Here is a 14,568-nt window from a genome sequence, read left to right as displayed (position 1 = left end):
TATGAGTACACAAAAAGTAATTAAAAACTTAAAAACGTTTTCAACAGCTGCTGAGAGATTTGAAGGTTCACACCTTCTATGTCCTGGTTGTGCTCACTCTATTATCGTAAGAGAAGTATTAAATGCAACCAATGATAACTTAGTTGTTTCTGCTTCAACTGGGTGTTTAGAGGTTTGTACAGCAATTTACCCTCATACTTCATGGGACTGTTCTTGGATTCATATTGGTTTTGAGAACTCATCAACTGCAATGGCTGGTGTTGAAACTATGAATAAAGCTTTAAGAAACAAAGGTAGAATAAGTGCAGATACACCTCAGCCAAAATTTGTAACTTTTGGTGGTGATGGTTCAACTTATGATATTGGGTTTCAATGGATTTCTGGATGTTTCGAAAGAGGACATGACTTTATGTACGTTTGTTTAGACAATGAAGTTTATGCAAACACAGGAGGACAAAGATCTTCTTCAACTCCAATTGGTTCATCTACTACAACTGCACCTGCTGGAACTCACTCTTATGGTGAAAAGAGACAGAAAAAAGATATCGTATCTATTATGGCAGCTCACGGTTCTCCTTATGTTGCACAAGTTGCTCCAAATAAATGGAAAGACATGGTTAAAAAAATCCAAAGAGGATTTGATACTAAAGGCCCTGTATTTATAAATGCAATGTCTGCTTGTACAACTGAGTGGAAATTTGCTCCAAACCAAACAATTGAAGTTTCAGATTTAGCAGTTGATTCTCTTGTTTTCCCATTATATGAAATCATTGATGGTAGAGAGTTAAATATCACATATAGACCAAAAAATATAATTCCAGTTAGAGACTATTTAGCAGCTCAACCAAGATTTAAACACTTATTCAAAAAAGAGAATGAATACTTAATTGATGAGTGGCAAAAAAGAATTGATGAAAGATGGGAGTTCTTACAAAAAAGAGAAGAGATAAGGATGTAACTTATACAAAATTTATAAATTTTAACACTTTTTATACACACTTTTTATGTATAATTTTTCATACTTAAATTTAAAAGAACTCTCCTGTGCTTTAAACATTCTTTAGATTTAAGTTATCCCGCAAAAAAAGATATATTAACAATTATTAGAATTCCAAATTAAATCCATTCGCTTCCTAAGATTTAATTTGGAGATTCTTATCCATCTAATAGTTTGTTTTTGTTAAAATTCAACTAAATTAAAAGGATATATAAATGCTCAAAGTTTTAAGCTTACTAATTTTTTGCACTGCCTTTGTAAGTGCAAATGATGAATCAATTAAAAAAATTTTTGAAAACTATAAAATAGATGGTACTTTAATTATAACTGATTTAAATAGTGATAAGTTGTACTTACATAATTCAAAAAGAGCTGATACTAGATTCTCTCCTGCTTCAACATTTAAAATAGCTCATACTTTAATTTTATTAAATGAAAATATTATTAAATCTCAAGATGAAATTATAAAATGGGATAAAGTTAAAAGAGCTTATGATTTATGGAATAAAGACCAAACATTAGCTACAGCTGTAGCTAACTCTTGTGTTTGGTGTTTTAAAAGATTTAGTAAAAAAGTTTCAAAAGAGACCTATCTTGATTATTTAAAGAAATTCAACTATGGGAATAAAATTATAGGAGATGATAAATCAAATTTCTGGTTAGATAGTAGTTTAAAAATATCTACCTTCGAACAAATTGATTTTCTAAAAAAAATCTATACTCAAAATTTGCCTATTTTAGAAAAAAATATTTCTATGTTGAAAGATATTTTAACTATACAAAAAGATACTAACTTTCAAATAAAAGCTAAAAGTGGATGGGATGGTCAAATTGGATGGTATGTAGGATATGTTAAAACAAAGAAAGAGATATACTTCTTTGCTTTAAATGCAGATATAAAAAAAGAACAATTAAACTATAGAAAACAGATAGTTTACGAAGCTTTAAAAATAAAGAATATAATAGATTTTAAATAAGATGATAAAAACTACAATACTGCTACAAATGATATTGGCATTACTAATTGGAGTTAGTGGCTCTATTTTGTTTATTTATCTAAATCTTCCTCTTCCTTGGCTTTTAGGTTCAATCTTTGCTGCATCAATTGCAATGAGATTTGAAAAACTTCCAATACAAAGTCCAAAAACATTCTCTCCTCCTGCTAGAGTTTTAATAGGACTTACAATAGGAAGTGCTTTTACTCCTGAGATTTTACAGTTTTTAGATGTGTACTTTTTTAGTTTACTTCTTGTTATTCCATATACTATTATTACAATAGTTGCTGGAATGTATTACTTTTATAGATTTCAAGGCTTTGACAAAAAGACTGCTTATTTAAGCTCTATGCCTGGTGGTGTTATTGAAATGGTAATAATAGGTGAAGAGATAAAAGCGAATATTTCTAAAATTACACTTGTTCAATCTTCAAGACTATTTTTTATAGTTATTACTCTACCTTTTGTAATACAGTATATTTTTCAAGTTGATATTGCAGGAAATAAACTTATCACCCTTCCAATAAAAGATGTAAACCTAATAGAGCTTTTAGTTTTAATAACTTTAGGTTTTATTGGTGGAATAATTGCAAAAAAGGTAAAACTTTCAGCTGCTTTTTTAATAGGTCCTATGATTATAAGTATTGTTTTACATGCAACAGGATTAGTAACAACAACTGTTCCAGATGAGTTATTAAAGTTTGTTCAAGTTGTATTTGGAACAATTATTGGATTTACTTTTAAAGGAGTTGATTTCAAAACTATTATAAAAACACTTATAGCAACATTTGGACATTTTGTTATTTTAGTGACTATTTCAGTAGTTTTTATTAGCCTTGCCTACTATCTATTTGATTTCCCAATTATTTCAACACTTCTTGCATTTACTCCAGGTGGACAAGCAGAAATAAATTTAATTGCTATTCTAGTAAGTGCTAGTGTTCCATATATAACACTGCACCATATAGTAAGACTTTTTATAGTTATGAATATAGCACCAATATTTGCTAAAAGGCTTTGAATATTAAAATATGACAAAAAATTCATAATTATTCATTAACTCTTAATTAATAGATTATTAATTCATTAAAACTATGATTTCATATATTAATCAAAGGTTCAAAATGAATTTATCTCAACAAAAAGTAATTTTACTATCTTCCATTGTTTTGACTACATTTTTTAATTTTACTTTTTTTCAAAATGTAATCACTACTTATAGTCTTGAAGGGATAAATATTGTTTATATAATCTCCATTGCAATTATATTAGTTGCACTTTTTACATTTCTTTTTTCACTATTTTCTTCAAAATATACTACTAAGCCATTGTTAATATTGATTTTTATTGTTTCTTGTTTTACAGCTTATTTTATGGATACATACCATGTGGTAATTGATGATGAAATGATTAGAAATAGTTTACAAACTAATCTTAGTGAATCTTCAGATTTATTTAGTTTAAAACTTGCTACATATGTATTAATACTTGGACTTATTCCAAGTTTTTTAATCTACAAATTAAATATTCAATATCAAGGATTAAAAAAAGAGTTAATCTCAAAACTAAAAACGATAGTTTTATCACTACTTATAATTATAATTATTGTTTTATCTTTTAGTAAATTTTATAGCTCATTTTTTAGAGAGCACAAACCTTTAAGATATAGTGTAAACCCTGTTTACTGGATGTATAGTATTGGTAAATATATCAACAAAACTGCAAATAGTGGTCCAGTTGTTGTAAAAGAAATTGGAGAAGATGCAAAAATTCTAAAAGAAGAAATTGATAGAAAAGAGTTAGTAATTATGGTTGTTGGTGAAACTGCAAGAGCTGATAGATTTTCACTAAATGGATATGAAAAAGAGACAAATCCACTTCTAAAAAAAGAAGATGTAATAAATTTCTCAAATATGAGTTCATGTGGTACTTCAACTGCAGTATCAGTTCCATGTATGTTCTCAATTTACAAGATGGATGATTATGATTATAAAAAAGGTATTTCAACTCAAAATGTTATTGATGTTTTAAATAATACAAAAGATATCAAGATCTTATGGAGAGATAACAACTCTAGCTCAAAAGGAGTTGCTAATAGAATAGATTATGAAGACTTCAAAACTTCAAAAACAAATACAATATGTACTGAAGATGGAGAGTGTAGAGATATAGGAATGTTAGTTGGTCTTGAAGAGTATATATCTAAAAATAAAGATAAAGATATTTTAATTGTGCTTCACCAAATGGGGAATCATGGGCCAGCATATTATAAAAGATATCCAAAAGAGTTTGAAAAATTTACTCCTGTTTGTAAAACAAATCAACTTGAAGAGTGTACTCAAGAAGAAGTTAGCAATGCTTATGATAATGCAATTTTATATACAGATTATTTCTTATCAGAAGTTATAAAATTCTTAAAACCTTATTCTAAAACTTATGAAACTGCAATGCTTTATATGAGTGACCATGGGGAAAGTTTAGGAGAGAATGGTTTATATCTTCATGGAATGCCATATTTCATGGCTCCACAAGAGCAAACTCATGTTGCTTCTGTTTTATGGCTAGGGGATGGGTATATGAAAAATGATTATGATTTAGAAAAGCTAAAAGCTGAATCATCAAATAAATATTCACATGATAATCTTTTTCACACCCTATTAGGTATATTTGAAATTGATAGTGAGGTTTATAAAAAAGATATGGATATTTTGTATGACTCAAAAATCCATTAATTTCCAAATAGTAATTACATCACTTCTTCTTTTTGGTGTAATTTTACTATTTGAATTAACAAATTTGGACATATTAATTCAAAATTTCTTTTTTAATTTTGAAACATCTAAATGGTTAATAAACAAAGATGAACCAATATTAAGACTATTTTTATATGATGGATTAAAAAAAGTTTTAATAACTTTTGCTTTAGTTATTGCAATATCTCTAATCTTTTTTAGAAAAAAAGAGTTAATCATAAAATATAAAAAAGGCTTACTGATTGTTCTTTTATCTTCAATTATAGTTCCAATAACTATTGGAGCCTTAAAAGCTGTTTCAAATACACCTTGTCCAAAAAATATAGAACACTTTGGAGGAGATTATCCAAATATTAAAGTATTTGAATCATACCCAAGTGATTTTATTCAAGAAAAGAAAATCAAATGCTGGCCAGCAGGTCACGTAAGTGGAGGCTTTGCTTTACTTTCACTTTTTTTCTTATTTAAAAAAAGAAAAAATAAAATCATCGCCATAACATCAGCATTTACTTTAGCTTGGGCTATGGGATTATATAAAATGCTAATTGGTGACCATTTTCTAAGTCATACAATTATAACTATGTTAATAGCTTGGTGTGAGATATTAATCATCTCAAAATTTATAAAAGGAACAGATATTGAGAAATCAGCCTAAATACAACTTTTTTAAAAACACAACTTATGCTTTAAAAGGTTTAAAAGATTTACTAAAAACAGAAACTTCTTTTAAAGTAGAACTTGTAATTGTAGTATTACTTTTACCTGTAATATTTATACTTGATACAACCATTACAAATAAAGTTATTATGTTTATAACTTTGATGTTGATGCCTTTAGTTGAGACTTTAAATAGTGCAATTGAAAGAGTTGTTGACCTTGTTACACTAGAGCATCATGATATGGCTGGACGAGCCAAAGATGTTGGTAGTGCTGCAGTATTTTTTAGTATTTGTATTTTTGTAATCACTTGGTGTATTATTTTATACAGTAGTATATTTAATATACAATAAACCTTAAAAGCCTTGTATTCTTTTTGATATACTAAATTAAAAAAATCAAGGTCTACTATGGGTATATTTGATGTTAGCATAAAAGAAAAAATTAAAATTAAAAATACTAAAAAAGAATTTTTAGAATTTTTCAAAAAACAACTTACAAAAGAAAAAGAGTATGAAACTTCTATTCAAACAAATTCAATAGAAATAAAAAAAGTTCACTTAAATACACTATTAAAATATAATACAATAATCGATATCCAAAAAGCTTCAGGGGAAAATGAATTAATCATAAATGCACAATTACATGATACTTTGGTTTTAACTATTTTAATAATACTTGCAATACTTTTAACCTATGGAATTGGCGTTATATTTGTAGCTGGATATGCTTATTTACAAAAGAAAAAAGCAAAACTATTTTTAGAAAAACTAGTTAAAGATTATGAAACTATAAATTAAATCGATAAAAATCCTACTTTTTTCCTCCTATATATTTATATAATTTTTTATAAATATAAAAGGAGAGAAAATGAAAAACACAGCTTTAGTTTTAATTGATTTACAAAATGACTATTTTAATAGTATTCAAGGTGCTAAATGGCCACTACACAAAACAGAAGAGGCTGCAGCGAATGCTTTAAAAATATTAAATAAATGTAGAGACTCAGATATAAAAATTGTTCACGTTAGACATGAATTTGCTATGGATAACCCACCATTTTTTGCACCAAATTCTGATGGGGCAAAAATTCATGAATCATTAACTCCAAAAAATGATGAAGAACAAGTTCTAAAAAATAATGTTAATTCATTTAAAGACACTAATCTAAAAGAGATATTAGATTCTTCTAATATTGAAAATGTAATAATCGTTGGAGCAATGTCTTATATGTGTATAGATGCAGTTACAAGAGCTGCTAGTGACTTTGGATATAACTGTTATGTAGCACACGATGCTTGTACTACTAGTAATGTAGAGTTTAATGGTGTAAAAGTTGATGCAACTTTAGCCCATGCAACAATTATGTCAGCACTTCAATTTGCTTATGCAAATGTTCATACAACTGATGAGATATTAGATTTAATATAAGGTATTAAATGGAATTAAGTGATTTATCTGTACTTTATGTAATGGATAAATGTAGCAAAGATGAGTCTTTATATACTCTTCTTTGCAATACAGTAAATAAAGTTACATGTACTAAAACAATAGAAGAATCAAAAAAAGAGTATATAAAACAATCGCCTTGTTTAATTATAATAAACAGTGAATTTGAAGATAAAAATATTATTGATTTTATGAATGAAGTTAGAAGTGATGATATAAAAACAGCATTTATTGTAATTAGTTCTAACAATAATAACTCTTATCTAAGTGAACTTCTTGAGCTTTATATTACTAAATACATAATCAAACCATTTGATGATAAAACTATTTTAGATGCATTACATAAATGTATGGAAATTATTGAAAGACGCTTATATAGTAACTTCAAACTCTCAGATAATATATATTTTAATTTCCAAACACAAAGTATTATAAAAGGGAATGAATCTTATGTACTAAATAAAAAAGAGAGTTTATTATTCAATCTTTTAATACAAAACCAAGGTAGAATAGTAAGTTATGAAGAGATTGAATATCATATTTGGAATAATGAAGCAACTGAAGCTGCACTAAAATCACTTATTAGAGATTTAAGAAAAAAGACCTTCAAAAGTATTATAAAAAACTACTCAGGAATTGGTTATAAACTAGAATTAAAAAATATTCATCAAAATTTTGATACAATCAGCAATTAATAAAAATTGAATATATTTTACAAAAGGATTTTTTATGCCATTATTAGACAGTTTTAGAGTTGATCATACTATCATGCCTGCACCTGCAGTTAGAGTTGCAAAAACTATGAAATCACCATCAGGGGACATTATCACAGTTTTTGATTTAAGATTTTGTGTACCAAATGAAAAAATGTTAGGGGAAAAAGGTATTCACACTTTAGAACACCTTTTTGCTGGATTTATTAGAAATCATTTAAACTCTGACAAAGTTGAAATCATTGATGTTTCACCTATGGGGTGTAGAACTGGTTTTTATATGAGTTTACTTGGAAGTCCAAGTGAGCAAGAAGTAGGAAAAGCATGGAGAGCATCTATGCAAGATGTTTTAAATGTAGAAAAACAAGAAGATATCCCAGAATTAAATATCTATCAATGTGGAACATGTGCTATGCACTCACTTGAAGAAGCAAAAGAAATTGCACAAGATATTTTAGATTCAGATATTGGAGTTATGTCAAATGAAGAGTTATTTTTAAGTGAAGAAAAACTAAAATCACTAGGTAACTAATCTTGTCAAAAGAGTTAAACCTATTTAAGGAGCTTTTTGCTCCTTACCCAAATATCGCCATCTTACATATAAACAATAATCTAGACCTTATCAATGATACTTTAGAAGAAGTAAAAAAAGAAAATGAAGGAAATATAAAATATATTCCTTTTATAGATGAATCAAGTGCAAAGCTTAGAGCAACAGCTAGAGAATATGAATACGTAGTTTTAGGAGATATTTTAAGTTACTGCCCAAATAAAGATAAGATTTTAAAACTTATGTATAAAGCAATAGAAAACTCTGGAAATATCATAATCTTAGAGAAAAAAGAAAAATCTGATAGATTTGAAACAACACAATTACTTGAGAATATAGGTTTCCAAGCAGCAAACTATATTGATTTATTCGAAGATTATGATTTATTCACTGCTAAAAAAATGCACCATTGGGATAATGGACTTTAATGCAAGATAATATAAACAGTATAGTTGCCACAAAAGATGGTTCAAACACTCTATTTTCGCAAAAGTACAATCAACACTATCACAATCCAGATGATGGAGCAATTCAAGAATCACTTACAAAACATATTATTCCAACTTTAGATTTTCATAAAGGTAAAAAAGAATTAAATATCTTAGATATTTGTTTTGGTATAGGATACAATACTTTTACAACTTTATTTTATATTTTACAAAATAATATAAATATAAAAGTGAATATCTACTCTCCTGAACTTGATGGGGAACTTGTAAAATCACTTGAAACTTTTAAATTCCCAAAAGAGTTTGAAGAGATAAAGCATATTATAAAAAGTGTTGCAACAACAAATAAATATGAAGATGAAAATATTAAAATAGAAATAAATATTGGTGATGCAAGAAATTATATAAAATCATTTCCTAATGATTTTTTTAACATCATATATCAAGATGCCTTTTCAAGTGATGTAAATATGGAGTTATGGACAAAGGAATATTTTGATGATTTATATAATATCTCACATGAAAACTGTGTTATGAGTACATATTCTATCGCTTCACCTGTTAGACTTAGCATGAATGAAGCTGGCTATTTTATATATGAACATAGACCAGCAAAAAGAAAAATTACATTAGCTTTTAAACAAAGGCAAGATATCATTGGCAAATATATTGATATGGATTTAAAGAAACTTAGAAATACTTCTATAAAAGCTATTTATGATAAGGATTTTAAATGATTAAACTTTTTTTACTTACTTTAATTTTTATATTTGCATTAACTGGATGTTCAACTAGCAATAAAAAACTTGATTCAAAGTGTTACTCTCAACCAAAAACAGGAAAATGTAAAGCTATGATTAATAAATATTATTTTGATTTTAATAGTGGAACTTGTAAAACTTTTATTTGGGGAGGATGTGGAGGTAATATCCCATTTCAAACCATGAAAGAGTGTAAAAAGAGTTGTGAATAACAACTCTATTTAGATAAATTATCTAAAATATATCTTTCTAAATCTCTTTTATTTATTTCATCTTTCATAGCATTTTCAAAGATTTCATCAATTTTTTTTGAATACTCTTCGTAAGAAAAATACGGAAAATGTAATATCCATGATTTTTTAATCAATTCTTTAGTAATTGAATCTCTCATGTATGACCTAAAAAAATTAAACCCTATAAATATAATTGCAGTTATAATCATCGCACCTAATATAGAAATATGAGGGTCAATAATAGCTAAAGGCTTATGAGTTAATAATGAGATAGGAACTAATACAGATAAAACTAAAAGAATATAAACTAAATATGCTCTTCCTAACTTTAATCTAAATCCAAGTCTTGCAGGTTCTACATGCATACCTTCATTATACTGCCTATTTGCAACAAGTAAATCTTTTAAAAGTATTGGTTGTTTCGATGTTGTATAAATATAATCTAAAATCTTTTTTTTTAATGTTTTTTCTTTAGACATGAATTTTTCCTAAAAATTATTATAGTTGACATTTTATCTTACTTTTTTGTAAAACTGCGTTAATTAAATCATAAATTAATAAGAAAATATATAAACTATAATTAAGATTATTTAAGGATTAAAAATAAAAAATTATATTACTAAACTTCTCTTATTAATTGTTTTTATATCCTTTGTACATTCTTCTGAAATTAGGAAAACCTCTGTACAATTAATGTGGCTTGACCAATTTGAATTTGCAGGATTTTATGTTGCAAAGGAAAAAGGTTTCTATAAAGATTTTAATCTAGAAGTAGAACTAAAAAAATTCACTTCAGATACAATAGTAACTAATGAGGTACTAAATGGCAATGCTGATTTTGGTACAAACTCAACTTCATTACTTATAGAAAAAGCTAATGGGAAAGATATTGTAATCCTTGGCTCAATTTTTCAATCTTCTCCTTTGGTTTTAATAGCTCTTGAAAACGCAAATATAAATTACATTCAAGATTTTAAAAATAAAAAATTAATGATTACAAAAGAGCAGGAACGATTTGCTACTTTACAATCTATGCTCACAAGCAAAGGTGTTGGGTTAGATGATATAAATATACTTCCTCATAGCTTTGATGTAAATGATTTAATCAATAAAAAAACTGATTTGATGTTAGCTTATACTACAAATGAACCTTTTTTATTAAAAGAAAAAGGCTATAAAACAAAAATCTTTAATCCTAAAGATTATGGGTTTGACTTCTATGAAGAATTAATTTTCACAAGAAGTGAGCTTGTTAATAAAGATCCTAAATTAGTTTCTGATTTTTATCAAGCAACTATTAAAGGCTGGGAATATGCATTTAATAATATAAATGAAGTTGCAAAATTAATTTATGAAAAATATAATCCACAAAATAAAAGTTTAGAAAGCTTAATTTTTGAAGCTAATGAAATGAAAAAATTAGTTTATGATGAAAAAGGAAGAATAGGAACAATTACTCCTGAAAGGATTAATTTAATTATTAATACTTATAAAGTTATGGGTTTACTAGATAAAGATATAAAATTTAATGAACTAGTATATTCTAATCATTTAAATAATTTAAATCTAACAAACTCTGAATTAATATATTTAAAACAAAAAAAGAAAATCAAACTTTGTATTGATCCAATGTGGATGCCTTTTGAAAGTTTTAAAAAAGGTAAACATATTGGAATCACTGCTGATTATTTTAAACTTTTAGAAAAAAAGCTTGCTATTCCAATTGAACCTATCGTTACTAAAAGCTGGAGTGAAAGTCTAAAACTTGGTCAAAATAGAGAGTGTGATGCTTTTTCATTAGTTATGTCTACGCCTAAAAGAGAGAAATACCTTGATTTTACAAAACCTTATTTGCACATACCCTTAGTTATAGCAACAGATATTAATCAACCCTTTATTGATAAATTAGAGCAAGTAAAAGATAAAAGACTAGCTATAGTAAAAGGTTATGCATATGGAGAAATCCTTAAAATAAAATATCCAACTATTAATTTTATTGAAGTTGAAAATATTACTGAAGGCTTAGAAAAAGTTTTAAACGGTAATGCATTTGGATTTATTGGGACAATAGCAACAGTTGGTTTTCATATACAAAAAGATTATATAGGGCAACTTAAAATTACAGCAAAACTAAATGATACTTGGAATTTAGGAATTGGAACAAGAAATGATGAACCATTGTTAAATTCAATTTTTTCTAAAGCTATAGACTCAATAAATGATAATGAATTACAGAAAATATTAAATAAATGGATCTCTGTAAACTTTAATAAAGAGTTTGATTATAGGATTTTATATATATTAATAATCTTTTCTTTTTTATCTTTTCTTTTTTATAGACAGTATTTATTAAAAAGATTAAATAATGAGCTAAACAAGAAAGTTGCATTAGAAATACAGAAAAATGAAGAAAAAAATAAAATACTAATTAAACAATCTAGAATGGCTTCTATGGGTGAAATGTTAGAAAATATTGCACATCAATGGAGACAACCTTTATCTGTAATATCAGTTGCAGCATCTGGACTAGAGTTAAAAAAAGAACTAAATACCCTAAGTGATGAAGAGTTTAAAGAGGCTATTTTACATATTAAAAACTCAACTCAATATTTAAGTGATACAATTGATGATTTTAGAACATATTTTAATGAAAATAAAGAAAAAAAATCAATTAATATACATAATATGATAAATAAATGTATTGATTTACTTGGATCTAAAATCATTAATTACAACATAGTTTTTATTAAAAACATAGATAAAAACTTGGAAATCATAAGTTTAGAAAATGAACTAATTCAATCTATAATGAACATACTTATAAATGCAAAAGATGCTTTACTCTTAAAAGAAAAAGATAAATATATATTAATAAATGTATTTAAAGACAAAGATAATTTAGTAATTGAGATTATAGATAGTGCTAATGGTATAAAAAAAGAGATTCTAGACAAAATCTTTGAACCATACTTTACAACAAAACATCAATATAAAGGTACTGGAATAGGTTTATATATGACTAAGCAGCTTATAGAAAACCATTTAAAAGGATCTATAGAAGCTACCAATGAGTCATTTACATTTGAAAACAAACAGTTATATGGAGCAAAATTCACACTTGAAATACCTATTTAAAACCCATTTTTAGCATTTTTTCATAGTTTTCTTTTGCAATATTTAAATTCATATCACTTGCTTTTTTAAAGTAATTAAATGCTTTTTTATCATTTTCTCTTACTCCAAAACCATTATAATAACTAATCCCTAAATTATAGTAAGCCTCTTTTAATTTTGTTTTTTCAAAATATTTAACAGCTAATATTTTTGATTTATCACTATTTATAAATAAATTTAAGATACCCATATTAAAATTTATCAGCTCTTTTACAGATTCAGTTTTTGCTTTTTTTAAAGCTTCTAATAAATAAAACTCAGACAATTCTAAATCTAAATTTTTATAATAGTAAACTGCAATATTATTTAATATTTTAGAATCAGAATATTTTAATAAAAACTCTTTTTTAGGTATTTTAAGATTATTTATATTACTTTGAATAAAGTTATCATAATAGCCTTTATAATTCATACATTTTTCATTAAATTTTTCTAAATTATTATAACAATTCATAGAAAAATCACTATTTTCTTCTTTAGTAGTTTCAACAAGTTTTATTATATTTTCCAAACTATTTTTTGTGAAATTATAGTCAATAAGATTTAAATCACTTTGGTTATAAGTAACTAGTTTTTCTTTGGGTAAAAAGCTTAATAAAGAGTCTATATTAGATTTATGAACACCTATTGATTCATAGATTTTTTTATATAAATCATAATTTAAAGTATAATCAATTCTTGAATCAACAAAATTAAAATCTTCTAATAATCTTGATACTAAAATCAACTCCTCTTTTAGACTCTCAATCGCATTTAAAACTCTAAAGTCTTTTTCATAATTGATATTTAAAACTCTTTTTTCATGGGCATTTTTAAGGTGAGTAATTTTTTTATAAAGTTCATCTAGCTGTTTTTTAATTTCTATTTTTGATGTGTCATTATTTATTTTAAACTGAAATTTTTTATATTCAAACTCTTTCATAAAAACAATTTTTGTTCGATTTAAATATATTTGTTTTTTAGCAGGAACTACCTTTTTAGGTTTTGTTTTTATAACAGCAACTTTTTTCTCTTTTTTAATACTTTCTTTCTTAATATTTCTCTTATTTAATAGATTGTTTAAATATGTGTGAAGTAATTGAAACTCTTTTTTTTCATAATCTAGTATTTGAAAATTTCTTTTTACATAACTATCAACTTTTGATTTATCTAAAATTAAATAGTATGAATATGCAAGATTTTTTAAAGCCTTAGCATCTTTTGTTTTATCAAAAGTAAAAAAATAGCTTCGATTTAAGTATCTATTTGAACTTAAATTATTAGCTTCAAAAACTAAAGATGTCCTAGCATCATAGTAGATTTTTTGACCATTATTTAGATGGTTTAACTGTTTTTTATTATCTTTTGGATTAGTTTGAAAATAATCTAAATTATCAAGTGATGGTTTTATTACATTTGTGAAATCAACATTTCTACTTCTTCCCAATGCCCCATAAATTAATCCTTTAGAACTACTTCTTAAAAACTCTATTCTAAAATCTGTAACATAACTTGGAAGATAAAAGGAAAATCCCGTAGCACTTTTAAATGATAGATAATTAGTTTCTTTTAAATGAATCTTATAGTTTCCCTTTTCAAAGCCATAAGATACATTTAGTTTTTTTGGGTTTATAACACTATGATAATAAGCAAAAGTAAAAGTAGGAAATAAAATAAGTACAAGAAATATTCTTATACTTATTTTAAATAAATTATTTTGATTCAACAGCAATTACTTTACTATGTGCTAAGTTAGGTTTTACACCGTAAGTTGTTGTATCTTTTACAGTACAAGCACTAAATGCTAATGCAAAACAAAAAGGAAGAGTTTTAATTAAAATTTTCATCTTCATTCCTA

17 protein-coding genes are annotated in these 14,568 nt (G+C 25.8%); 14 read left to right on the top strand and 3 right to left on the bottom strand.

Going from position 1 to position 14,568, the window contains the following annotated elements; all coding sequences use genetic code 11:
• Position 1 precedes the first annotated feature (1 nt).
• The 13 genes from APAC_RS00865 (at position 2) to APAC_RS00805 (ending at position 9,536) form a co-directional block, all read left to right on the top strand.
• A complete protein-coding gene (locus APAC_RS00865) occupies positions 2–958 on the top strand; it encodes a thiamine pyrophosphate-dependent enzyme (RefSeq protein ID WP_130232317.1) in 957 nt (318 codons plus the stop codon).
• A 254-nt stretch (positions 959–1,212) separates the two neighbouring features.
• Positions 1,213–1,974, top strand: coding sequence for a class D beta-lactamase (gene blaOXA / locus APAC_RS00860; RefSeq protein WP_130232316.1), 762 nt, complete (start codon positions 1,213–1,215; stop codon positions 1,972–1,974).
• Between the two features lie 28 nt (positions 1,975–2,002).
• The gene (locus APAC_RS00855; protein WP_228281173.1) at positions 2,003–3,013 is read left to right on the top strand and encodes an AbrB family transcriptional regulator; all 1,011 of its coding nucleotides are present in this window, start codon (positions 2,003–2,005) and stop codon (positions 3,011–3,013) included.
• A 103-nt stretch (positions 3,014–3,116) separates the two neighbouring features.
• Positions 3,117–4,724 carry a phosphoethanolamine transferase gene (locus APAC_RS00850; protein WP_130232314.1) on the top strand — a complete coding sequence of 536 codons (1,608 nt, stop codon included), beginning with the start codon at positions 3,117–3,119 and terminating at the stop codon, positions 4,722–4,724.
• Positions 4,705–5,400: a phosphatase PAP2 family protein gene (locus tag APAC_RS00845; RefSeq protein WP_130232313.1), complete on the top strand. Its 696-nt coding sequence runs from the start codon at positions 4,705–4,707 to the stop codon at positions 5,398–5,400. The genes APAC_RS00850 and APAC_RS00845 overlap by 20 nt, the downstream gene beginning before the upstream one ends.
• Positions 5,384–5,755: a diacylglycerol kinase gene (locus APAC_RS00840; protein WP_130232312.1), complete on the top strand. Its 372-nt coding sequence runs from the start codon at positions 5,384–5,386 to the stop codon at positions 5,753–5,755. The genes APAC_RS00845 and APAC_RS00840 overlap by 17 nt, the downstream gene beginning before the upstream one ends.
• Before the next feature lie 57 nt (positions 5,756–5,812).
• Entirely contained in the window at positions 5,813–6,202 is a 390-nt protein-coding gene (locus APAC_RS00835) for a hypothetical protein (RefSeq protein WP_130232311.1), read from the top strand.
• 70 nt (positions 6,203–6,272) lie between these two features.
• Positions 6,273–6,833, top strand: coding sequence for a cysteine hydrolase family protein (locus tag APAC_RS00830; RefSeq protein WP_130232310.1), 561 nt, complete (start codon positions 6,273–6,275; stop codon positions 6,831–6,833).
• A gap of 8 nt (positions 6,834–6,841) precedes the next feature.
• Entirely contained in the window at positions 6,842–7,546 is a 705-nt protein-coding gene (locus APAC_RS00825; protein ID WP_130232309.1) for a winged helix-turn-helix domain-containing protein, read from the top strand.
• Positions 7,547–7,580: 34 nt separating this feature from the next.
• Positions 7,581–8,096 carry an S-ribosylhomocysteine lyase gene (luxS, locus tag APAC_RS00820; RefSeq protein ID WP_130232308.1) on the top strand — a complete coding sequence of 172 codons (516 nt, stop codon included), beginning with the start codon at positions 7,581–7,583 and terminating at the stop codon, positions 8,094–8,096.
• Positions 8,097–8,098: 2 nt separating this feature from the next.
• On the top strand, positions 8,099–8,542 hold the full coding sequence (locus APAC_RS00815) for a hypothetical protein (protein ID WP_130232307.1): 444 nt from the start codon (positions 8,099–8,101) through the stop codon (positions 8,540–8,542).
• Entirely contained in the window at positions 8,542–9,300 is a 759-nt protein-coding gene (locus APAC_RS00810) for a tRNA (5-methylaminomethyl-2-thiouridine)(34)-methyltransferase MnmD (RefSeq protein WP_130232306.1), read from the top strand. The genes APAC_RS00815 and APAC_RS00810 overlap by 1 nt, the downstream gene beginning before the upstream one ends.
• On the top strand, positions 9,297–9,536 hold the full coding sequence (locus APAC_RS00805) for a BPTI/Kunitz domain-containing protein (RefSeq protein WP_130232305.1): 240 nt from the start codon (positions 9,297–9,299) through the stop codon (positions 9,534–9,536). The genes APAC_RS00810 and APAC_RS00805 overlap by 4 nt, the downstream gene beginning before the upstream one ends.
• Positions 9,537–9,541: 5 nt before the next feature.
• Here the strand turns inward: APAC_RS00805 and APAC_RS00800 are convergent, their stop codons facing one another.
• The gene (locus APAC_RS00800) at positions 9,542–10,036 is read right to left on the bottom strand and encodes a hypothetical protein (RefSeq protein ID WP_130232304.1); all 495 of its coding nucleotides are present in this window, start codon (positions 10,034–10,036) and stop codon (positions 9,542–9,544) included.
• Between the two features lie 214 nt (positions 10,037–10,250).
• Between APAC_RS00800 and APAC_RS00795 the strand changes: the two genes are divergently transcribed.
• A complete protein-coding gene (locus APAC_RS00795; RefSeq protein WP_130232303.1) occupies positions 10,251–12,692 on the top strand; it encodes an ABC transporter substrate-binding protein in 2,442 nt (813 codons plus the stop codon).
• On the opposite strand, the gene APAC_RS00790 is transcribed toward APAC_RS00795, so the two are convergent.
• A complete protein-coding gene (locus APAC_RS00790; protein ID WP_130232302.1) occupies positions 12,685–14,436 on the bottom strand; it encodes an SEL1-like repeat protein in 1,752 nt (583 codons plus the stop codon). The two genes, APAC_RS00795 and APAC_RS00790, sit on opposite strands and share 8 nt — an antisense overlap.
• The gene (locus tag APAC_RS13420; protein WP_266095879.1) at positions 14,423–14,557 is read right to left on the bottom strand and encodes a hypothetical protein; all 135 of its coding nucleotides are present in this window, start codon (positions 14,555–14,557) and stop codon (positions 14,423–14,425) included. The genes APAC_RS00790 and APAC_RS13420 overlap by 14 nt, the downstream gene beginning before the upstream one ends.
• Positions 14,558–14,568 lie beyond the last annotated feature (11 nt).

The sequence above is a fragment of the Malaciobacter pacificus genome, from assembly GCF_004214795.1.
Lineage (GTDB): Bacteria > Campylobacterota > Campylobacteria > Campylobacterales > Arcobacteraceae > Malaciobacter_A > Malaciobacter_A pacificus.
Note: the sequence above shows the minus strand (reverse complement) of the source record. Positions and strands in the feature narration are given on the sequence as shown.

Coding starts and splice junctions, on each gene's coding strand:
- luxS (WP_130232308.1), top strand. CDS start 7,581: ATGCCATTATTAGACAGTTTTAGAGTTGATCATACTATCATGCCTGCA.
- APAC_RS00845 (WP_130232313.1), top strand. CDS start 4,705: ATGACTCAAAAATCCATTAATTTCCAAATAGTAATTACATCACTTCTT.
- APAC_RS00865 (WP_130232317.1), top strand. CDS start 2: ATGAGTACACAAAAAGTAATTAAAAACTTAAAAACGTTTTCAACAGCT.
- blaOXA (WP_130232316.1), top strand. CDS start 1,213: ATGCTCAAAGTTTTAAGCTTACTAATTTTTTGCACTGCCTTTGTAAGT.
- APAC_RS00855 (WP_228281173.1), top strand. CDS start 2,003: ATGATATTGGCATTACTAATTGGAGTTAGTGGCTCTATTTTGTTTATT.
- APAC_RS00850 (WP_130232314.1), top strand. CDS start 3,117: ATGAATTTATCTCAACAAAAAGTAATTTTACTATCTTCCATTGTTTTG.
- APAC_RS00795 (WP_130232303.1), top strand. CDS start 10,251: ATGTGGCTTGACCAATTTGAATTTGCAGGATTTTATGTTGCAAAGGAA.
- APAC_RS00810 (WP_130232306.1), top strand. CDS start 8,542: ATGCAAGATAATATAAACAGTATAGTTGCCACAAAAGATGGTTCAAAC.
- APAC_RS00805 (WP_130232305.1), top strand. CDS start 9,297: ATGATTAAACTTTTTTTACTTACTTTAATTTTTATATTTGCATTAACT.
- APAC_RS00825 (WP_130232309.1), top strand. CDS start 6,842: ATGGAATTAAGTGATTTATCTGTACTTTATGTAATGGATAAATGTAGC.
- APAC_RS00830 (WP_130232310.1), top strand. CDS start 6,273: ATGAAAAACACAGCTTTAGTTTTAATTGATTTACAAAATGACTATTTT.
- APAC_RS13420 (WP_266095879.1), bottom strand. CDS start 14,557: ATGAAAATTTTAATTAAAACTCTTCCTTTTTGTTTTGCATTAGCATTT.
- APAC_RS00835 (WP_130232311.1), top strand. CDS start 5,813: ATGGGTATATTTGATGTTAGCATAAAAGAAAAAATTAAAATTAAAAAT.
- APAC_RS00800 (WP_130232304.1), bottom strand. CDS start 10,036: ATGTCTAAAGAAAAAACATTAAAAAAAAAGATTTTAGATTATATTTAT.